Raw genomic sequence first — 18,791 nt, 5'->3', positions numbered from 1 at the left:
CTCCATGCCTGTTATACTTGCTACCACTGGAAAAACAGCCAGTCAAACAAAGAGCCCAGCGTCTTGCCGAGCACCATCGCCATGACCAGTCCAACCAGATAATCGGACAGATTCATTCGCTTCGCCAGAATCGGCAATACATTCATGACCTCCGTCAGAGCCCCTGCCAGCATGCCGACAAAGACGCCGGCCATTAATCCGGATACGGTTAACACGGCAACCTTGGGCAGCGACAAGCGCCAGTCCATAAAATCAGCAAACGTCCAATACATGGAGCCGCAAATAACCGCGGACTCGAACCAGATAGACAAGCGGTAAGCATAAGCGATTTGAGCAAGCCTTGGGATCAGATCCAGTACGATCAGGAATGCTACCAGCCCGCTTCCGACAGCTAGGCCTCCCGACAGGCCAAGCAGCATAACAAACAGATGCATTAACCATTCACCCATCGTCCCCGCCCCGCTCGCCGTGCTGATTGTTTTTTTTGCGCATCTCGTCGGCAATGACATACGCGTTCACATTTTCCTGATACGTGTACAGCTCCACCTCCAGCGGGTTAGGCTCTTCATTGAACCTTTTCTTGAAAAGATGGTTAAAGAAAAGGATCATCCCAAGACCAATTCCAAGCGAATAAGGAACCTGAAACCATAGAGGATGATCGGTACGCTCACCGGTCAGCAGCTCGACAATCCGGATATGAACCTCTTTCATGCTGACGTCGGTATGAAAATTCATAATCGCAAGTCCCGCTCCGAAAAAGAGCAGCAGCCAAGCGAATATAAGGACGACAATACGCGGCTTCTGAGGCTTAGGCGATATCATAATCAGCACTTGAGGATCGCCATAAGCTTCCACGGACAGCCCGGGAGCCGCTTCCCTGACGACGCGCACGATCTGAAGCAGATCAATGACAACGCGGTTGCCGTCCCCTTTGTGATGGCGGTACAGCACCAGTTCGTTCAACTGCTCCTCCAGTTCCTCTGTCGGCGCGAGCAGCCTCGACACTTGTCCCAGCGTAACGCTCCGCTCCGGCCGGATGTTTACTTTTCTCTTAAGACGAAGATAGAGGGCGGATGGCTGGATTGCGTCCATCTGTCATCATTCCTTTGTTCCCGCATAGGGTTTAGTTCCCTGTTAGTATGAGAAAAGGAGATACCGGATAGTCATGCTTATAGAGGTAAAATAAAGAAATAAGGCTTTCAAGAACTTTTGCATGCTGACAAGGAATAGCACTCATTGGATGGAATTACTAAAGAACCATTGCATAACTACAGGAGGATACAGATGAAAAAGATAGCAATCATAGGCTCGGGCGGGGCGGGTAAATCCACCTTGGCCAGAAAGCTTGGAAAGCTGCTTGACCAGGAGGTATCTCATCTGGATGCCATGTTCTGGAAGGCTAACTGGGTAAGCGTGCCGAAGGAAGAACAGATAAGGGTCCAAAGCGAGTTGGTCCAACAAGATAAATGGATAATCGACGGTAATTACGGAGGGACCATGGATATCCGGCTGCATGCCGCCGATACGATTGTTTACCTGGATTTCCCCAGACTTTTATGTATGTATCGCGCGGTCAAAAGAGCCATTCAATACCGGAATAGAGCGAGACCGGACATGGGGCCGGACTGCAGGGAAAAAGTCGATCTGCCGTTTCTGAAATGGATTTGGGAATATCCGAAAACAAGAAAACCCGAAATATTAAGTAAGATTCAACAATTGTCCGGCGAAAAGCAGGTTATTATTCTAAAGTCGCCCGGAGAGGCCGATAGGTTTTTGAAGCGCTTAGGCAAGGATAAAGAGATCGGATGAGAAAAATATTTATTGCGGGTATTGTGGCCAGCGGCAAAACCACTCTAGCCAGGCGATTATCCGAGGAGCTTCATATTTCTTGGTGCGAGCTGGATGCCATCGTCCATCACCGGACACCTTCCGGGCGAACAAAGCGAACCGCCGAAGAGCAGCTTGAAGTGATCAAGGAAATCGACAAAGCCGGCTCCTGGATATTCGAAGGGACGGACAGGGATTCGTATCAATGCCTCTACCGGATGGCTGATACAATCATCTATATGGACACCTCTGTATGGGTACGCAAATGGAGGATCCTGTCTCGCTTCGCGAAACAGAAGCTTGGCATGGAGCAATGTCACTATAACCCCGATCTTCGCATGCTCAGAATGATGTTTACATGGACCCGGGATTTCGAGCGGAACAGACCGGCGTTCGAGGACAAGCTGCGGCTGCATGGGGATAAAGTAATTCGATACAGTGAGATGAAAAAGAAAGACCAAATGGCCTCGCAGCATCTAAGCTGACGGGTTCGCCATTTGGTCTTTTTTCTACGAAGAACAAATTGCTGTCTCATTGGGCAATTTGTTCTCGTATAGACTGCAAAATTTTCTTCTCCAACCTCGACACCTGAACCTGGGATATCCCGAGGCGGCTGGCGACTTCGGATTGGGTCTTGTCACGGTAATAACGTAAGTATACGATCAGGCGCTCACGTTCGCTGAGGCCTTCGATCGCCTCGAGTAATGCGAGCTTATCGAACCAACGCTCCTGCGAATCATCCGCGATCTGATCCATCAGCGTAATCGGGTCTCCGTCATTCTCGAATACGGTTTCGTGAATAGATGTAGGCGGCTTGTTAGCCTCCTGCGCGAAGACAACATCCTCCGGCGTAATGCCAAGCCGGTCGGCTACTTCACTGACGGTTGGCAGCCGGCCAAGCGTCTTGGAGAGCTCATCCTTCATTTTCCGAACCTTATTCGCCGTCTCTTTCAGTGAACGACTGACCTTAAGCGTACCGTCATCACGCAAAAAGCGCTGAATCTCGCCGATAATCATCGGCACCGCATAGGTAGAGAACTTCACATCATAGGACAGATCGAACTTGTCGACAGACTTCAGCAACCCGATACACCCGATTTGGAACAGATCCTCCGGCTCGTATCCGCGGTTGATGAACCGCTGGACGACTGACCAAACTAACCTTATGTTACATTGTACAAGCGTATCCCGGGCGAGCGTATCGCCGGATTGACTTAACGCTATCAAGCGTTTGACTTCCGCATCATCCAAATACGGCTGAGCCGTTTGCTTCAAATCGACATCCATGAGGTTCAACCCCTATACGCTAGTTATACAGCGCTTTTTTCGATTCAATACGCTTAAGCATAGCTACGCGCGTACCTTGGCCCAGCTCACTGGTCACTTCAAAACGGTCCATGAAATTTTCCATAATCGTAAAGCCCATACCCGAACGTTCCATTTCCGGCTTGGAGGTAAAGAGCGGCTGGCGAGCCAGCTCCAAATCTTCAATGCCGCGGCCATTGTCATAAATCTCAATGGACACCACGTCGCCGTCAATGGAGGCTTCAATCGTCACTTTGCCAACAGGATCGCTGTCATAGCCATGAATAATAGAATTGGTGACCGCTTCGGACACGGCTGTCTTCAGATCGTTCAGCTCCTCCAGCGTCGGATCCAGCTGCGACACGAACGAGGCCACCGCGATACGCGCAAACGCCTCATTCTCCGACCGGGCGCTAAAGGTTAACGTCATTTCGTTGCGTCCCATTACGAGACCACCTCCAGACTAGAAATCGCCATTCTTTCATTGTCGTAAATGTTCATTATTTTAAACAACCCCGACATTTCAAAGAGGCGGTAGACACTAGGGTTCACATCACATACGACCATTTTGCCGCCTTTGCTGCGAATCTGCTTGTATCTGCCCAAAATGACGCCTAATCCGGAGCTGTCCATAAACTGCAGATCCTTCAGGCTGAGAATAATGTGGTGGCTTTCGCCTCTAATGATCTCCGCTTCCATCTTGTTGCGGACAATGTCCGCTGTATGATGGTCGAGCTCTCCGCGGAGACGCACGATCAATACGTTTCGGTAATGCTCCAGTTCTGCTTGCAAACTCATTGTCGCCGTTCAACTCCTTTAGGCTTCGCTTTTGGATCGAACTACGAATTCTCCATATAGCCCGAGGTTTCCTGCACGGCGACAAAACTAGAAGCAGAGCGCTAGAAGCTGACAAAATACGCTATTAGAAAAGTCCGCTAAACGACCTTTTCAGCAATTTCCACCAGCCTGCTTTATCAATGGACTGCGGCGCATCCACCGGGAATTCCTTCACGATTTGATCGCCTTGATAGACGACCAGCTTACCGATTGACTGACCAATTGCCACCGGCGCTTTCAGCGGCTGATTGATTTGCAGCTCGTAACGAATATCCTGCGTAGCTGCGCCTTTCTTCAGCAGAATGCTGTACGGATGCTTCGCAACAAGCGGCAGTTCCCGCACGGCGCCCTTCTCGATTTTGACCGTTCCCATCGTGTCTCCTTCTTTGAAGATAGGATGGGTCGTATATTGCGCAAACGTATAGTCGAGCATTTGCGATACTTCGGCATTGCGCGTCTTGGTGTTTGGCTCACCCATAACGACAGCGATAACGCGCAGATTGTCACGCTTGGCTGTTGCCGTCAAACAGAATTTCGCTTCATTCGTGAAGCCTGTTTTGAGACCGTCCGCCCCGCTGTAGAATCGAACCAGCTTGTTCGTATTCACGAGCCAGAACGGTTTCTCGGACGATTTGCGCAAATAATCCTGATACATTCCGGTATACTTCGTAATCTCGGAATGCTTGAGCAGCTCGCGGGACATAACCGCAATATCATGCGCGGAGGTGTAGTGATCGGCAGCGGGCAAGCCATTGCAGTTGGCAAAATGCGTGTTCTGCAAACCAAGCTGCTGTGCCTTCTCATTCATCATGGCAACAAATTGCTGCTCCGTTCCAGCAAGCTTCTCGGCCATGGCTACAGAAGCATCATTGCCGGAAGCAAGCGCGATCCCTCTCAGCATTTCGTCAACAGACATTTCTTCACCAGGCTCGAGGAAGATCTGCGAACCGCCCATAGACGCGGCATATTCGCTTGTCGGAACTTTGTCGGTCAGCTTGATTTTCCCGTCGTCCAATGCTTCCATAATCAGCAGCATCGTCATGACTTTCGTAATGCTCGCCGGAGGGAGCTTGACGTTGCTGTCCTTCTCAAAAATAACCGTTCCGCTGTCAGCGTCCATTAAGACCGCCGAGCGTGCAGAAGGCGCTAGATCGAGCGATGAGGCTTGCAGCTGCTGTCCCGGAGCGCCAGGAACGGGCTCCTTTGCATTCGTAACAGCATTAGCGCTAGCAGCAGCCGGCATCGCGGTAAGGGCAAATGCGGCGAATAGAATGAACAGCTTCGTACAAACTTTTTTCATGAGCAGGTCTCCTCCAAAGATGATGCGGTTCTTTGTCGCTTTGAGACTTAACACCGCATTTGGGCTATATTGTCTTCTCCAGTCTTGACCTCTTTCATGAAAAATATTCCACGCGATTGATGTCGAATCTCGCTTGCGCGAAAAAAAACGCCTTACTCCAATCAAGGAGCAAGGCGTTTTGGAATATTAAGATCTAATAACGTTTAGTTCCCTCCGCCGTAACGACGGATAACAGCAACGGACGTTCTTCAGGCTTCTCCGCTGACAGGGTATAGGCTTCGCGGACTTTAACCGTTACCTCTTCTACCGCGGCATCGTTAGCTCGGGTATGCAGCACTGCAAGCGTATCCCCTTCGCTGACCGGATCTCCAACCTTTTTGCGGATCGTGATCCCAACCGAATAATCAATAGCCGCTTCCTTGGTTGCCCGTCCGGCTCCCAGCAGCATCGCGGCAATGCCAAGCTGTTCCGCTTCGATTGCGGACACATAACCTGCAGCAGCAGCCTTAACTTCAACCAGCTCCGCAGCCTGCGGCAATAACGTAACATCATCTGCTACGGCAGCTTCTCCGCCTTGCGCGGCAATAAACTGTTTGAACTTGGCTAATGCCTCGCCGTTATCCAGCTTGCGCTGCAGCAGCTCCTTCGCTTCGGCAACCGTTGCGGCCTTCTTGCCGAGCACGACCATATGCGCGCCAAGCGTCAGGCACAGCTCCGTAAGATCAGCCGGGCCATTGCCCTGCAGCGTCTCGATCGCCTCGCGCACTTCAAGCGCGTTGCCAATCGCAAAGCCAAGCGGCTGGTCCATATCGCTGATAACGGCAGCCGTTTGGCGGCCTACCTGCGTACCGATCTCAACCATAGCCTGCGCCAGCTTCTCGGAATCCTCCACCGTCTTCATGAATGCGCCGCTGCCCGTCTTTACGTCAAGCACAATGGCATCGGCACCGGCTGCGATCTTCTTGCTCATTACGGAGCTTGCGATCAACGGAATGGATTCGACGGTAGCCGTCACATCCCGCAGCGCATACAGTTTTTTGTCAGCAGGCGCCAGATTTCCGCTTTGTCCGATAACGGAAAGGCCAATCTCATTGACCTGTTCGAGGAATTTCTCCCTCGATAGCTCCGTCTGAAAACCTGCAATCGATTCCAATTTGTCGATCGTTCCCCCTGTATGACCAAGGCCTCTTCCCGACATCTTGGCAACCGGTACGCCAACCGAGGCTACAAGCGGGGCGATAATAAGCGTAGTCTTGTCGCCTACACCGCCAGTACTGTGTTTGTCCACCTTCACGCCGGCGATTGGAGCCAGGTCTACCTGATCTCCCGAATTCGCCATTGCCAATGTCAGAGCTGCCGTCTCAGCCGGCGTCATTCCCCGAAAGAGAACCGCCATCGCCCAAGCCGACATCTGGTAATCCGGAATGCCTCCATCGCAATAGCCATCCACCAGAAACGTCAATTCTTTTGCAGTCAGCTCCCCGCTGTCCCGCTTCTTTTGTATAAGATCTACTGCACGCATGTTATCCACTCCGTTTCTGCTGCGCAATCATTTCACTGCACGCGCCCGCAGCACTTGCTCCCGAACGATAAGCTCGTCCAGCATTTGGCTTAGCTGGAGCACTTCACGATGTACAAAGGTTTTCTTTTTCATTGCTTTTTCAACCATTTTCCCTCGCAACTGCTCAATTTCGATGAGTAATTGCTTGTCCATGTCTCTCCACTCCATCATCCCATAATCATGGACATTATACGACGACACCGCCATCAAATACTGTCATATTCCGTCGAGCTAATTATTACAATTTTATTACAATCACCCATTAGAATTGTCGGATTAATTCTTTAACCAGCGCCAGGAATTCGCCTTTTACCCGCTCGGTTGTCTCCATAACCTCTTCATGAGACAATGGCTGGTCAAGCACCCCCGCCGCCATGTTGCTGATACAGGAAATGCCAAGCACTTCAATACCCGAATGACGGGCCGCGATAACTTCCGCAACGGTCGACATGCCGACAGCATCTGCACCCAACACGCGCAGCATGCGAATTTCGGCAGGCGTCTCGTAAGAAGGTCCAAGCAGTCCCGCATAGACGCCTTCCTGGAGCTTCAAGCCTTGTTGGGCTGCTATTTCCCGCGCAATTGCGCGGAGACGCTTGCTGTATGCCTCGGACATATCCGGGAACCTTACGCCAAGCTCATTGTCGTTAGGTCCGATCAGAGGGCTCTTGCCCGTCATATTCAAATGATCCGAGATCAGCATGAGATTGCCGGCTTCATAATTCAGGTTAACGCCGCCCGCTGCGTTTGTTACAAGCAGCGACGCAACGCCTAGCGCCTTCATGACTCGGACGGGGAATGCCGTAAGCTGCGGGCCGTAGCCTTCGTACATATGGAATCTGCCGCGCATAAGAACTACCGCTCTTCCCGACAATGTGCCTACCAACAGCTCGCCTGCATGGCCTTCAACCGTCGATACCGGAAAATGCGGAATGTCGCTGTAATCGATAGTTACCGCATTCTCAATATGATCGCCAAGCACGCCAAGACCGGAGCCCATAATCAGGCCAATCTCCGGCTTCACCTGCACACGGCCGGCAATATAGGAAGCAGCCTCTTTAATTTGTGCTGCCGTCATCGTTGTAGAACTCATCGTAAGTTCCTCCTCTTATCCTTATCTATTCTTTTGCATGAAGAAGCTTCAAGAAGCTGATGCCGTTCGGCGGTGTCGGCACACCGAAATTGTCGGCGATGGTTGCGCCCAGATCCGAGAAGGTTGTTCTCGTCTCCAGCTGCTCCGGCTTGGCAAACGCCGGACTGTACAGCAGGACGGGCACGTATTCGCGGGTATGGTCCGTTCCGGGATGGACCGGATCATTGCCATGGTCGGCGGTAACGATCAGCAGATCTCTTGGCCCAAGCGTGCTCTCCAGTTCTGGAATAGCCCGGTCAAATTCCTCCAGAGCCTTCGCGTAACCTTCCGGATCGCGCCGATGGCCGTACAAGGAATCGAAATCAACAAGATTCGTGAACAGCAGGCCTTTGAATGGCTTCTTCAGCGCCTCAATGGTTTGGGCAATCCCGTCGGCATTGCTTTTTGTCGACGTTGTGGCCGTTATACCTTCTCCGTCAAAGATGTCATTGATTTTGCCGATTGCGATGGTGTCGTATCCGTTATCCTTCAGCAGATCCAGCACCGTTGCTTCAGGCGGCTTGACGGCATAATCATGGCGATTAGGCGTCCGCTTGAATGCTCCGGGCGTACCTTCGTACGGCCTTGCTATCACTCTTCCCACCGCAAAGCGTTCATCCATCGTAAGCTCACGGGCGATCTCGCAGCCGCGGTACAGCTCTTCGAGCGGGATAATCTCTTCGTGGGCGGCAATCTGGAACACGCTGTCCGCAGATGTGTAGACGATCCAGGCACCTGTCTCCATTTGCTCTGCCCCAAGCTCGTCCAGTATTTCGGTTCCGCTTGCCGGCTTATTGCCGATGACTTTGCGGCCGGTACGCTCTTCGAACGCATCAATCAGCTCAGCCGGAAAGCCTTCGGGGAAAGTTTGGAACGGCACGGTAATGTTGAGTCCCATCAGCTCCCAATGCCCGGTCATCGTATCTTTGCCAACCGATACTTCGGCCATTTTGCCATAATAAGCAGCAGCCTCTCCTTCCGGCTTCCAGTCGGACAATGCCGCGATTCGGTCAAGACCCCAGCGGCGCATATTAGGCAGCTCTATCGTAGGCACGCGCTCGATAATATGGCCAAGCGTATGGGATCCGCTGTCTCCGAATGACGGTGCGTCCGGCAGTTCTCCGATTCCTACACTGTCCAGTACGATAACTGCAATACGTTCAAATTTCATGATTATTACCTCCCAAAAGAATTGCGACATGGTTTTTGTTGCAATTCTTACTTCGTAAGCGTAAACCTAAGAATTGCGACATGCTTTTTGTCGCAATTCTTACTTCATGCTCTTGGATGCGAATTCGAGTATACATCCTTCATTCTTACCTTAGACAACCTGGTGTAACGCTGCGTGGTCGAAATATCCGCATGCCCAAGCAGCTCCTGGACCGCGCGTAGATCGGCTCCGTTCTCCAGCAAATGCGCCGCAAAGGAATGGCGCAGCGTATGCGGGGTGATCTCTTCCGCGATTCCCGCTTCCTTCGCATACTTCTTGACCATCTTCCAGAAGCCCTGCCGGGTCATGCGGGTACCCAGCTGATTAAGGAACAAGGCAGGCTCGTCCTCCGATTGTCTCAAAAGCTCCTGTCTGCCATTATGCAAATAATCTTCCAATGCGGCCGCGGCCATCCGTCCAAACGGAATAATCCGTTCCTTCATGCCGCTGCCGACGCACCGGATAATGTTTAATTGCGAATTTACGCTGTCGACATCCAGAGAAATAAGCTCGGACACGCGGATTCCGGTTGCGTACAGCAGCTCCAGCATCGCTTTGTCTCTCTTCCCGGCAGCCGTTACAGGCTGCGGAGTTTCTAGCAAGAGGCCGGCGTTCTCGACCGACAGGACATTGGGTTCTTTCTTTTCCTGCTTAGGCGACTCTATGTAGATGGCGGGATTAAGCTGAATATATCCGTTTACCGCCAAATAATGAAAAAAGGCGCGTATGGATGCAATATGCCGGGAAATGGTAGAGGTCTTGCGCCCGCTCTCTTTTAGACGCAGTAAATAATGCGACAAATGGTGACGCTGAACGTCAGCCACATTCGCAACCGATTGCTGTTCCAGATAGTCGAGCAAGCCTTGCAAGTCGCGGCCGTACGATTCCAGCGTACTGCTCGATAAGGCGCGCTCATTCATTAGATATTGTATAAAGGATTGTACTTGAGCTTTCATGCCGGTTCCTTTCGTTACAGAAAGATGATCAAGGCTATAACATAGGACTTTAGCCATTGTCTGCGAGCAAGTTATCCTGCTATACAACTATTCCACAACCGGCAGAGCAAATCCTGCTTTTTGCACTTTATTTCTTAATGGGTTTAACTATTCTCCGTACCAATAAAACCACCGCAGACGGTCTGTGAGGCTGCCCTTCTCGGCTGCCGCAGGGTCAGCCTGAAAGACTTTCAGCGCTTCGCCCTTAGGCGTCTTATAAGGGTGGACGGGCGCTATTACGTCAACCAGCCAGCGGTAGCTGCCCGTCACGATCAGTAAAAGTAAGGTGAATATTACCACAAACAAAATGCGGCTCAACCATTTGCGCAGCGAGAGGACCATTCTGCCTTCCCCCTTTATTATCATCATTACGGTTGTCCATCCGTAACAATCTATGAGGGAAGCAAGGCGGTTAGACCAGGGCTATCGCCTATGCCGCTAGCTCAAGGCTCCAGCTGATCAAATGCGATGCTGTCCAGCCAGCGCTCCACAGGTGTATAGGGCAGTCCTGAAGCAGCAGCAACCGGCTCATAGGTAACCGTCCCGCGATGGGTATTAACACCTTTTTGCAGAGGTTTACTGCCTTTAACGGCCTCCCAGCCTCGGCTCGCCAGATCAAGGGCATAAGGCATTGTTACATTCGTCAGGGCAAAGGTCGATGTGCGCGGAACCGCCCCCGGAATGTTTGCTACCGCATAATGAATGACCCCATGCTTGATGTAGATCGGATCCTTATGCGTCGTTGGCCGGTCAACCGTGGCAATTGAGCCGCCTTGATCTACGGCTACATCTACGATTACGGAGCCTTTTTTCATGGACTGAACCATCATTTCCGTGACCAGGTGAGGGGCCTTGGCTCCCGGAATCAAGACCGCGCCAATGAGGAGGTCTGCTTTGCCGACCGCCTCCGCAATATTATAAGGACTCGACATAACCGTATGGATACGTCCGCCGAAGACATCATCCAGGTATCTCATTCGATCCGTGCTTTTTTCCAAAATAACGACGTTGGCGCCCATTCCTAGTGCGATCTTGGCAGCATTAGTCCCTACAATTCCTCCACCGATAATAACAACCTCTGCCGGCGGCACGCCAGGAACGCCGCCAAGCAGTACGCCGCGGCCGCCGTGGAACGCTTCAAGAAATTGCGATCCAACCTGTACGGACATACGACCTGCAACTTCGCTCATCGGCGTCAACAACGGCAAGCTGCCGTTCGCAAGCTGTATGGTCTCATACGCAATTCCCGTAACTCCGCTGTCCATTAACGCTTTGGCAAGCTCGGGAGCTGCCGCCAAATGCAAATACGTAAATAGGATCAGCCCTTCACGAAAGTAGGAGAACTCTTCCTTCAACGGCTCCTTGACCTTCATGATCATGTCCGCTTCGCTCCACACCTCCGCTGCCGCGTGCCGAATCTCTGCGCCTTCCCGTTCATAATCCCAATCTTCAAATCCGCTTCCTTCGCCGGCTTTCGTCTCCACAATCACCTTATGGCCTGCCGCCTTCAGCATGGTTACGCCTGCCGGGGTAAGAGCAACACGGTATTCGCTCGCTTTAATTTCCTTCGGAACGCCGATAATCATAAGCTTCCCCCTCCTTGGATGTGGCGCACTATCTACTATGTTGTATGAAACTTGAGGGACAAATGTTAGTCCTTAAGCGTACCTTTTCCAGCTGGAACAAAAAATATGTGCTGTTATTTTGTACGGTTGACCATAACGAACTTAGCGGGGTTCCCATACACTGAACAAGCACATTTTCTTTTACTGGCTACTCTCGATCTTCATATAGAACGAATAGGAGAATGTATATGCCAAAGCTGGAAAAGCTGCTGTTCACAAGCTCCAAGCGGGCCCCATCCAAACATACGGTTCGTAAACTGATTACCTTCAAAACGGGTCTATCTTATAAAAAATGCCTTAGAAAGCTCCGGATAAAAGGTTTAAAGCCCTATAAAAGGATGCCTTCTCTCCGGACGATCGGCTGCCATTTTGACAAACGCCGTTCATGGAAATCCATTTCCAAACACCCTGAAGTGAAACGGGTTGAGAGCGACGTGCGGATCCGGGTTCACCTGTTCAGGAAGCATAAGCAATCGGCCAATCGAAAGAAGGCTCATACTCTGTCGACATGCCCTCCCGATTTGACCTGGAACATTTGTCGGGTAAAAGCCAATGAAGCTTGGCCGCGGACAACCGGCGGCAAGATTAAAGTCGCGATTATTGATACGGGAATTGCAGCGCATCCAAACCTGCAGATTGCCGGAGGAGTCAATACCATGCGGGGCGGCAGCTACGCCGACGATAACGGCCACGGCACCCATGTGGCCGGCATTACCGCTGCCAAAGGACTCGATGGGATAAAAGGGGTAGCTCCGGATGTGGAGCTTTACGCGGTAAAAGCCTTGGACAGTCGCGGAGGCGGATATGTATCCAGCATTATTGCCGGTGTTGACTGGTGTATCCGCAATAAGATGGACGTAATCAACATGAGCTTTGGTCTTGTTGGCACGGCCGTCAGCCGGGCGCTGCGCGAGGTCATTACAAAAGCTTACAATCAAGGCATCGTAATTGTTGCCTCTGCCGGCAATTCGGGTACGGAGGACAATGGCATGATCGACGTTCCAGCGTCTTTTCCGGAGACGATAGCGATTGCCGCCACCAACCTTTCGAATAAAGTGACGGGCTTTAGCAGCCGGGGCACAGGCATTGATCTGGCTGCTCCCGGGGAGCAGATCAAGTCAACGTGGCTTAACGGAGGATATATGACGCTGTCGGGCACCAGCATGTCTGCCCCGCATGCGGCAGGCGGAGTCGCATTGCTCCTGTCGAGGCAATCCGGTCTGACCCCCGCGCAAGTCGCGGAGCAATTGAAAGGCTGGGCGCTTCCTCTTCCGTCCGAGACGGAGGATGAGCAAGGGGCCGGTCTGCTGCAGCTCGACCGCGTATAATAAGGCAATCGGTTATTAAACGCCAAAACGGCTTTGCCGTCCAGTTACGCTGGGCAGCAAAGCCGTTTATTCATTTGATTTGTCGTTATTTGCATTACAGCGGTGACAAACGCCTTGGAAGTCAAGACGATGGTCGATAACGGTAAAGCCATATTCCTGCTCCAGCCGTTCTTCCAGAGGAAGAAGCCAGTCTTCCTTAATCTCGTCCATTGCGCCGCACTGTACGCAAATCAGATGATGATGATGGTGCTTGCTGCTATCCGTACGTAGATCATAGCGGGCAACCCCGTCACCAAAGTTAAGTTTCTCAACCACATGCATCTCGCTCAGCAATTCGAGCGTGCGATATACAGTAGCGAGGCCAATTTCCGGGGCCTTGTCCTTTACGAGCATGAACACATCTTCGGCGCTTAAGTGATCTTCTTCATTCTCAAGCAGTACACGAACCGTTGCTTCACGCTGCGGGGTTAATTTGTAGCCCTGCGACTGCAACTGTTGTTTTATCTTCTCAATCCGGGCTTCCATGATTTCCCCCCTACCACATGTCTGCGCCAACATCAGGAAACGTTTGCTTTCATTATAGGGGTTAACCATTCCTAAAGTCAAACATTTTGCCGTCAGACGCCTGTTCCAGCCCCTGTCGAAATAGGCCTGCTTCGCCATTCTTCGGACTGATAAGCGCGTTTATATCCATAGAATTCCAAGCCGAGTTCATAAGAAAATATCTATATTTGATTAGAATTCAGATATGGTGCAGCCCACTGTATGAAGTAGGGCGACAGATACGCCTCGAGCAGGGACGCCCCTGCGAGAAGCAGCAGCATCAGCAGTGCTGTTGACGTGAAGGTGGCGATTTGTGGCGCCAAAGCACCTTTTTGCTGCAACAGACGGTTCTTGATGACAAATGTCGAGAAGGTAATCGCAGCAACGCTAGTGATCATAATAGCAGGCACTACGATCAGATTCGGCGGCGCGACGGAAGCTAGCGAGAACAGCACGCCCTTCCAGGCATGCTGGGAGATCAGCGAGCCTACCGCGAAGCCGACCAGCGCTCCTTTAAGAAAATCAAGGGCAAGCACAAACGGTATTCCTACTACGGTTATGCCAAGGAACCATAACAGAAACAGCCATTTGCCATGGAAAATAAAGCTGTCCCAGAACGACTGCGCCGCATCGGGCGTCGCGCCGGTGCTTACGAGCCTGATATATTGACTCACGTCCGTGGCCAAATCCTGCTGCTGCTCCAGCGTCAAAGCGTTGACCATCAGCCCGCCGAATATAGCTCCTACAACAAACAACACCGCTACAAAGACATATAAAGTCAGCTGGTTTTTCACCGCGTCTTGAAAAGCTGGCGAACGCATGGCACACTTCCCCCCTTGTCCCGATGATAAAGTGTATGAACCCTTTACTCATCGTATGACGCTTGCAAGGAGCGGCCAGGACAAGTTTTATATCTTGCCCGTTAATTGATACAGCTTCCACGCATATACGGCCAGAATGGTCTTCGCATCGCTTATGCGTCCCTCTGCGATATAGGCTTCCGCCTGCTCCAGAGTAATCGCTTCTACCTGCAGATACTCGTCTTCATCCGTATGCTGCGTGCCCGCCGTAACGTTCTCCGCGAAATACAGGAACAGCTTCTCGTCGGCAAACCCCGGTGAGGTGAAAAAGGCGCTGACCAGCTTTAAATCATCCGCCCGGTAACCCGTTTCTTCCTCCAGCTCCCGTGCTGCGGCTTCCATCGGATCCTCGCCGGCGTCGAGCTTGCCTGCGGGAATTTCGATCTGGAACTTCTCCAGCGGCTTGCGGAACTGCTCAACGACAAGCAGCTTGCCATCCAGAAGCGCCATTACGGCAGACGCACCGGGATGCTTCACAATCTCGCGTGTCGCAGTTCGGCCGTCAGGCATGGCGACCGTATCCACTTGCAGCGTAATCATTTTCCCCTCGAAGATAGGTTCTGTGCCGATTGTTTCTTCGCGCCACAGCTCGTTGTTCTGACTCATCCTAATTCTCCCCTGTCCGGAAATCTCGATTTCTTGAATAACTTGTCCCGTCTTTACATATCCATTGCTTATAAGGATAAACAAAGGAGCGTGTAAAGGATGAAACAATATATGACGAATAATGAGCTGAGACTGGTCGGTAAAGCATGGGAGATTCAAAGCCAGCTGCGCAAGCTATCCGGCATGAATATCCCGCTTCAGAAGCTGCTCTCCCCGCAAAAGTCGAAATAAACGGCACATCCGGCTTGGGACAAGCCGTTTTGGCTTTTGCTTGCTTAACCTTTAGCTGCTTGCTTAATGATCTCAATGACCAGCTCTGTTATCTTTACGAGGTCAACAACCTTGATTTGTTCCTTAGTCGTATGAATATGCTCGTAACCAACCGCCAGGTTTACGGTAGGAACGCCTAATCCATTGAAAATATTGGCGTCACTGCCGCCACCGGAGTGGAAGGCACGCGGCGTAAGTCCAATTGCCGTTGCTGCCGATTTGGCCAGCTGGACAACCGGAGATTGATCGTCATGGACATAAGCCGGATAAATCAACTGGCTCTCGAATTCTGCTCTTGCACCAAATTCCTCTGCAGCACTCTCCAGCGCCTCTCGCATCGCATCCACCTGACGGTCCAGCTTTTCCTGCACGATACTGCGCGCTTCGGCGATCAGCTTCACGAAATCACAGACGACATTGGTAGCACCTCCACCCTCGAAGCTGCCGATATTGGCTGTAGTCTCCTTGTCGATACGTCCTAGCGGCATACGGGAAATCGCCTTCGCGGCAACCTGAATCGCACTGATGCCATCCTCCGGATTCACGCCGGCATGAGCGGATTTGCCATGGAGCTTCATAATGATTTTCGCCTGAGTCGGAGCGGCAACGGCCATATCACCGATCGAGCCGTTGGAATCAATCGCATAACCAAACGAAGCCTTCAGCTTGGAAGCATCCATATTCCGCGCGCCAAGCAGCCCCGATTCCTCTCCTACCGTAATGACGAACTGGATAGGTCCATGAGGAATGTTATTCTCCTTCAACACGCGAATGGCCTCCAGCATGGCAGCCAGCCCTGCCTTGTCATCGCTGCCAAGTATCGTTGTACCGTCACTGCGTATGTAACCGTCACTGTCAATTTGCGGCTTGATTCCGTTGCCCGGAGCTACGGTATCCATATGGGAGGTAAAAAGAATGGTAGGCGCATCGCCTTCCTCCGTGCCTTCCAGGTAAGCAAACAAATTGTTCGCTCCATGCCCTGTTTTGGCCTGCGCGTCATCTTCCTCGATTGAAAGACCAAGCCCCGTAAATTTCGCTTTCAGCACTTTGCTGATTTCCTGTTCATGTCTCGTCTCGCTGTCTACCTTTACGAGCTCGATAAACTCGCTGACAATCCGTTCCTGATTCACCATAGCTATTTCCTCCACTCTCGGTTTTCGATTACAATAGACGGGAGCTTGTTTTATTTACTTCCAAAAAACCTCTATCCACGAAGTTTTTTAAAAAGAAAGGAGATTTACCTTTGAAAACGCAAAAGCTTATTCGTCTAGTTGCTATTCTTGTTGTTGCCGCTTTGGTTATTACGACACTCGTTGCTTCACTCAGCTCTTTGCTCTAACAGAGCGGGAGTCTCGAACCCAAATACACGGCAGAAATGCGGCAGCAGCTGCCGCCCTGCCTCTTCCACGGTAAGGTTAAGTCCGGTCAAATCATTAAACGAGGTAACGCCATACTCCTGAATGCCGCATGGAACAATCCCGCTAAAGCCTTGATTGCCTATTCCTTCCTCGATGTTTAAGGCAAAGCCGTGACTTGTTACAAAACCGCCGCGATCGCGGGCCCGATTAAACTTCACACCGATTGCGGCGACTTTCTCGTTGCCTACCCATACCCCTGTATATTCCGGCTTTCTTCCCGCTTCTATACCATATTCCGCCAGCCAATTGATTATGGCCTGCTCGACATTTCGCAGATACGCATGCAGGTCCAGCCCTTCCATGGGCAGGAACAGCAGCGGATAGCCGACCAATTGTCCCGGCCCATGATACGTAATATCTCCTCCGCGATCGATTTCAAAGACCGATATCCCGCGCTCCTTCAGCTCATCCTCGCTCAGCAGCAGATGCTCATGATGGCGATCCGTGCCTAGTGTATAGGTAGGCGGATGCTGAAGAAGGAGAAGCGTCTCCTGACGCTCCTCCTGGCTGATTTGCCGCACGATCGATTTCTGAAGCTCCCAAGCTTCGGCATAACCGATCATCGGTATATATCGGGCCTCCAAATGCCGCTCCACGTTTTGTTTCATTTCCGTGTCAGTCATGTTGGACTACCCCGTTTCTTAATACAATTTCGTCTCTTGGTTAAAGCTTTCCAAATTATCCTTCACGCGCTGCAGGAAGCGGCCGCAGATAACGCCGTCCAGCACGCGGTGATCCAGCGACAAGCACATATTGGCCATCGAACGGATCGCGATCATATCATTGATGACGACTGGGCGTTTCACAATGGATTCGAACGTCAGGATAGCGGCTTGCGGATAGTTAATGATCGGATTCGTAATAATCGAACCAAATGAGCCTGTATTGTTGACCGTAAAAGTACCGCCTTGCATATCGCTTAGAGTCAGCTTTCCTTCGCGTCCGCGGCGAGCCAAATCATCAATCTCGCGGGCAAGGCCCGCAATCGTCTTATGATCGGCATTCTTGATAACCGGAGTAGCGACGGATTCTTCCGTTCCGACAGCAAGCGAGATGTTGATGTCGCGCTTCACGATAATTTTATCGACAGCCCACATCGAGTTCATAATCGGGAAATCCTTCAGCGCGTTAACGACAGCCTTCAAAACAAAGGCCAAGTACGTCAGATTGATGCCTTCGCGCTTCATGAATTCATCCTTCACTTTATTGCGGAGCTGAACGAGATTTGTGACATCCACTTCAATCATCATCCAGCCGTGTGGAATTTCGTTCACGCTAAGCATCGTATTACGGGCAATCGCGCTGCGAATCGGCGATACGTCGATGAAATCCTCTCCGCGGCCCGAAATCGAAGCGCTTTGGCTTGGAACGGTTGGCGTACGAGGCGATTCGGTCAAGTGCAGACCCGACGAACGCACTTCCGATACCGTAGCGCTTGGTGGAGGAGCAACCGGCTTTGCGGCCGGTGCAGGCGCTTGTCCCGCTCCCGAAGCTACATAAGCAAGGATGTCCTTGCGCGTAATCCTTCCGCCAAGTCCGGTTCCCGGCACATCCGCAAGACGGATGCCATGCTCGGCAGCAAGCTGCTGAACCGCAGGAGAGAAGCGATTGCGCATGGACTTGTCTCCATCATCCGCCGCATCCGCATTCACGCTTGTGCTTGGCCCTATCGGCGCGTTGGAGGCTTGCGCAGCTTCGGAGGAAGCCACTTCTGTCTCTACGCGGCATACAGGAGTACCCACCGGTACCGTTTCGCCGTTACCAACCAAAATCTCAACCAAAGTGCCTGCAATCGTTGACGGAAGCTCCGCACTTACTTTATCCGTAATAAGCTCACAGATCGGTTCATACATCTCAATCCGGTCCCCAGGCTGCTTCAGCCATTTATCAATAGTCGCCGAGACCAGTGATTCCGCCAGCTGAGGAATGACGATCTCCTTCACCGATTTCATTAATTATCCATCTCCCTACCTG

The 18,791-nt window shown here is 51.6% G+C and carries 23 protein-coding genes; 4 read left to right on the top strand and 19 right to left on the bottom strand.

Features of this window, described 5'->3' with window-relative positions; all coding sequences use genetic code 11:
- Positions 1 to 20: 20 nt before the first annotated feature.
- On the bottom strand, positions 21 to 449 hold the full coding sequence (locus tag M3194_RS08440) for a stage V sporulation protein AB (protein ID WP_251652971.1): 429 nt from the start codon (positions 447 to 449) through the stop codon (positions 21 to 23).
- A complete protein-coding gene (locus M3194_RS08435; RefSeq protein WP_251652970.1) occupies positions 442 to 1,092 on the bottom strand; it encodes a stage V sporulation protein AA in 651 nt (216 codons plus the stop codon). The genes M3194_RS08440 and M3194_RS08435 overlap by 8 nt, the downstream gene beginning before the upstream one ends.
- A gap of 192 nt (positions 1,093 to 1,284) precedes the next feature.
- Here M3194_RS08435 and M3194_RS08430 point away from each other — a divergent pair, with 192 nt between their 5' ends.
- On the top strand, positions 1,285 to 1,809 hold the full coding sequence (locus M3194_RS08430; protein ID WP_251652969.1) for a DNA topology modulation protein: 525 nt from the start codon (positions 1,285 to 1,287) through the stop codon (positions 1,807 to 1,809).
- Entirely contained in the window at positions 1,806 to 2,312 is a 507-nt protein-coding gene (locus M3194_RS08425; protein WP_251652968.1) for an AAA family ATPase, read from the top strand. Before M3194_RS08430 ends, M3194_RS08425 begins: the two co-directional genes overlap by 4 nt.
- 46 nt (positions 2,313 to 2,358) lie before the next feature.
- On the opposite strand, the gene sigF is transcribed toward M3194_RS08425, so the two are convergent.
- The 11 genes from sigF to ald all read right to left on the bottom strand — a co-directional run bounded on the left by sigF (position 2,359) and on the right by ald (position 11,753).
- On the bottom strand, positions 2,359 to 3,114 hold the full coding sequence (gene sigF, locus M3194_RS08420; RefSeq protein ID WP_251652967.1) for an RNA polymerase sporulation sigma factor SigF: 756 nt from the start codon (positions 3,112 to 3,114) through the stop codon (positions 2,359 to 2,361).
- A 19-nt stretch (positions 3,115 to 3,133) separates the two neighbouring features.
- Positions 3,134 to 3,577 (bottom strand): anti-sigma F factor, encoded by a 444-nt coding sequence (gene spoIIAB, locus M3194_RS08415; RefSeq protein WP_251652966.1) that lies wholly within the window; start codon positions 3,575 to 3,577, stop codon positions 3,134 to 3,136.
- Complete coding sequence (gene spoIIAA, locus M3194_RS08410; protein ID WP_251652965.1) at positions 3,577 to 3,930, bottom strand: anti-sigma F factor antagonist; 354 nt, start codon at positions 3,928 to 3,930, stop codon at positions 3,577 to 3,579. The genes spoIIAB and spoIIAA overlap by 1 nt, the downstream gene beginning before the upstream one ends.
- A 124-nt stretch (positions 3,931 to 4,054) precedes the next feature.
- Positions 4,055 to 5,269, bottom strand: a complete 1,215-nt coding sequence (locus M3194_RS08405; RefSeq protein WP_251652964.1) for a D-alanyl-D-alanine carboxypeptidase family protein — start codon at positions 5,267 to 5,269, stop codon at positions 4,055 to 4,057.
- Between the two features lie 193 nt (positions 5,270 to 5,462).
- Complete coding sequence (locus tag M3194_RS08400) at positions 5,463 to 6,791, bottom strand: pyrimidine-nucleoside phosphorylase (RefSeq protein WP_251652963.1); 1,329 nt, start codon at positions 6,789 to 6,791, stop codon at positions 5,463 to 5,465.
- A 27-nt stretch (positions 6,792 to 6,818) separates the two neighbouring features.
- The gene (locus tag M3194_RS08395; protein ID WP_251652962.1) at positions 6,819 to 6,983 is read right to left on the bottom strand and encodes an aspartyl-phosphate phosphatase Spo0E family protein; all 165 of its coding nucleotides are present in this window, start codon (positions 6,981 to 6,983) and stop codon (positions 6,819 to 6,821) included.
- 109 nt (positions 6,984 to 7,092) lie between these two features.
- Positions 7,093 to 7,923 (bottom strand): purine-nucleoside phosphorylase, encoded by an 831-nt coding sequence (locus tag M3194_RS08390; protein WP_251652961.1) that lies wholly within the window; start codon positions 7,921 to 7,923, stop codon positions 7,093 to 7,095.
- Between the two features lie 25 nt (positions 7,924 to 7,948).
- Entirely contained in the window at positions 7,949 to 9,133 is a 1,185-nt protein-coding gene (gene deoB, locus M3194_RS08385; RefSeq protein ID WP_251652960.1) for a phosphopentomutase, read from the bottom strand.
- Between the two features lie 104 nt (positions 9,134 to 9,237).
- The gene (xerD, locus tag M3194_RS08380; RefSeq protein WP_251652959.1) at positions 9,238 to 10,128 is read right to left on the bottom strand and encodes a site-specific tyrosine recombinase XerD; all 891 of its coding nucleotides are present in this window, start codon (positions 10,126 to 10,128) and stop codon (positions 9,238 to 9,240) included.
- A 147-nt stretch (positions 10,129 to 10,275) separates the two neighbouring features.
- Positions 10,276 to 10,536 (bottom strand): YqzK family protein, encoded by a 261-nt coding sequence (locus M3194_RS08375; RefSeq protein WP_251652958.1) that lies wholly within the window; start codon positions 10,534 to 10,536, stop codon positions 10,276 to 10,278.
- Between the two features lie 74 nt (positions 10,537 to 10,610).
- The gene (gene ald / locus M3194_RS08370; RefSeq protein ID WP_251652957.1) at positions 10,611 to 11,753 is read right to left on the bottom strand and encodes an alanine dehydrogenase; all 1,143 of its coding nucleotides are present in this window, start codon (positions 11,751 to 11,753) and stop codon (positions 10,611 to 10,613) included.
- A gap of 227 nt (positions 11,754 to 11,980) precedes the next feature.
- Here ald and M3194_RS08365 point away from each other — a divergent pair, with 227 nt between their 5' ends.
- Entirely contained in the window at positions 11,981 to 13,120 is a 1,140-nt protein-coding gene (locus M3194_RS08365; protein ID WP_251652956.1) for a S8 family peptidase, read from the top strand.
- A gap of 66 nt (positions 13,121 to 13,186) precedes the next feature.
- On the opposite strand, the gene fur is transcribed toward M3194_RS08365, so the two are convergent.
- From fur to M3194_RS08350, 3 genes are all read right to left on the bottom strand, one after another.
- Positions 13,187 to 13,645 carry a ferric iron uptake transcriptional regulator gene (gene fur / locus M3194_RS08360; protein ID WP_015843928.1) on the bottom strand — a complete coding sequence of 153 codons (459 nt, stop codon included), beginning with the start codon at positions 13,643 to 13,645 and terminating at the stop codon, positions 13,187 to 13,189.
- 200 nt (positions 13,646 to 13,845) lie between these two features.
- Positions 13,846 to 14,484 (bottom strand): stage II sporulation protein M, encoded by a 639-nt coding sequence (gene spoIIM, locus M3194_RS08355; protein ID WP_251652955.1) that lies wholly within the window; start codon positions 14,482 to 14,484, stop codon positions 13,846 to 13,848.
- A gap of 87 nt (positions 14,485 to 14,571) precedes the next feature.
- Complete coding sequence (locus M3194_RS08350; RefSeq protein ID WP_251652954.1) at positions 14,572 to 15,129, bottom strand: NUDIX domain-containing protein; 558 nt, start codon at positions 15,127 to 15,129, stop codon at positions 14,572 to 14,574.
- A 99-nt stretch (positions 15,130 to 15,228) separates the two neighbouring features.
- On the opposite strand from M3194_RS08350, the gene mciZ reads away from it, so the two are divergent.
- Positions 15,229 to 15,360, top strand: coding sequence for a Z-ring formation inhibitor MciZ (gene mciZ / locus M3194_RS08345; RefSeq protein ID WP_251652953.1), 132 nt, complete (start codon positions 15,229 to 15,231; stop codon positions 15,358 to 15,360).
- A gap of 44 nt (positions 15,361 to 15,404) precedes the next feature.
- Here the strand turns inward: mciZ and M3194_RS08340 are convergent, their stop codons facing one another.
- From M3194_RS08340 to M3194_RS08330, 3 genes are all read right to left on the bottom strand, one after another.
- On the bottom strand, positions 15,405 to 16,532 hold the full coding sequence (locus M3194_RS08340) for a M20/M25/M40 family metallo-hydrolase (protein ID WP_251652952.1): 1,128 nt from the start codon (positions 16,530 to 16,532) through the stop codon (positions 15,405 to 15,407).
- 185 nt (positions 16,533 to 16,717) lie between these two features.
- On the bottom strand, positions 16,718 to 17,440 hold the full coding sequence (lipB, locus tag M3194_RS08335) for a lipoyl(octanoyl) transferase LipB (protein WP_251652951.1): 723 nt from the start codon (positions 17,438 to 17,440) through the stop codon (positions 16,718 to 16,720).
- An 18-nt stretch (positions 17,441 to 17,458) separates the two neighbouring features.
- Positions 17,459 to 18,769 (bottom strand): dihydrolipoamide acetyltransferase family protein, encoded by a 1,311-nt coding sequence (locus M3194_RS08330; protein ID WP_251652950.1) that lies wholly within the window; start codon positions 18,767 to 18,769, stop codon positions 17,459 to 17,461.
- Positions 18,770 to 18,791 lie beyond the last annotated feature (22 nt).

The organism is Paenibacillus glycanilyticus (genome assembly GCF_023715145.1).
GTDB lineage: Bacteria > Bacillota > Bacilli > Paenibacillales > Paenibacillaceae > Pristimantibacillus > Pristimantibacillus glycanilyticus_A.
This window is presented reverse-complemented; position numbering and strand designations above follow the sequence as displayed.

Coding starts and splice junctions, on each gene's coding strand:
- lipB (WP_251652951.1), bottom strand. CDS start 17,440: ATGACTGACACGGAAATGAAACAAAACGTGGAGCGGCATTTGGAGGCC.
- M3194_RS08340 (WP_251652952.1), bottom strand. CDS start 16,532: ATGGTGAATCAGGAACGGATTGTCAGCGAGTTTATCGAGCTCGTAAAG.
- ald (WP_251652957.1), bottom strand. CDS start 11,753: ATGATTATCGGCGTTCCGAAGGAAATTAAAGCGAGCGAATACCGTGTT.
- M3194_RS08435 (WP_251652970.1), bottom strand. CDS start 1,092: ATGGACGCAATCCAGCCATCCGCCCTCTATCTTCGTCTTAAGAGAAAA.
- M3194_RS08425 (WP_251652968.1), top strand. CDS start 1,806: ATGAGAAAAATATTTATTGCGGGTATTGTGGCCAGCGGCAAAACCACT.
- fur (WP_015843928.1), bottom strand. CDS start 13,645: ATGGAAGCCCGGATTGAGAAGATAAAACAACAGTTGCAGTCGCAGGGC.
- deoB (WP_251652960.1), bottom strand. CDS start 9,133: ATGAAATTTGAACGTATTGCAGTTATCGTACTGGACAGTGTAGGAATC.
- M3194_RS08440 (WP_251652971.1), bottom strand. CDS start 449: ATGGGTGAATGGTTAATGCATCTGTTTGTTATGCTGCTTGGCCTGTCG.
- spoIIAB (WP_251652966.1), bottom strand. CDS start 3,577: ATGGGACGCAACGAAATGACGTTAACCTTTAGCGCCCGGTCGGAGAAT.
- M3194_RS08350 (WP_251652954.1), bottom strand. CDS start 15,129: ATGAGTCAGAACAACGAGCTGTGGCGCGAAGAAACAATCGGCACAGAA.
- M3194_RS08430 (WP_251652969.1), top strand. CDS start 1,285: ATGAAAAAGATAGCAATCATAGGCTCGGGCGGGGCGGGTAAATCCACC.
- xerD (WP_251652959.1), bottom strand. CDS start 10,128: ATGAAAGCTCAAGTACAATCCTTTATACAATATCTAATGAATGAGCGC.
- M3194_RS08395 (WP_251652962.1), bottom strand. CDS start 6,983: ATGGACAAGCAATTACTCATCGAAATTGAGCAGTTGCGAGGGAAAATG.
- mciZ (WP_251652953.1), top strand. CDS start 15,229: ATGAAACAATATATGACGAATAATGAGCTGAGACTGGTCGGTAAAGCA.
- M3194_RS08390 (WP_251652961.1), bottom strand. CDS start 7,923: ATGAGTTCTACAACGATGACGGCAGCACAAATTAAAGAGGCTGCTTCC.
- M3194_RS08400 (WP_251652963.1), bottom strand. CDS start 6,791: ATGCGTGCAGTAGATCTTATACAAAAGAAGCGGGACAGCGGGGAGCTG.
- M3194_RS08375 (WP_251652958.1), bottom strand. CDS start 10,536: ATGATGATAATAAAGGGGGAAGGCAGAATGGTCCTCTCGCTGCGCAAA.
- M3194_RS08405 (WP_251652964.1), bottom strand. CDS start 5,269: ATGAAAAAAGTTTGTACGAAGCTGTTCATTCTATTCGCCGCATTTGCC.
- M3194_RS08365 (WP_251652956.1), top strand. CDS start 11,981: ATGCCAAAGCTGGAAAAGCTGCTGTTCACAAGCTCCAAGCGGGCCCCA.
- sigF (WP_251652967.1), bottom strand. CDS start 3,114: ATGGATGTCGATTTGAAGCAAACGGCTCAGCCGTATTTGGATGATGCG.
- spoIIM (WP_251652955.1), bottom strand. CDS start 14,484: ATGCGTTCGCCAGCTTTTCAAGACGCGGTGAAAAACCAGCTGACTTTA.
- spoIIAA (WP_251652965.1), bottom strand. CDS start 3,930: ATGAGTTTGCAAGCAGAACTGGAGCATTACCGAAACGTATTGATCGTG.
- M3194_RS08330 (WP_251652950.1), bottom strand. CDS start 18,769: ATGAAATCGGTGAAGGAGATCGTCATTCCTCAGCTGGCGGAATCACTG.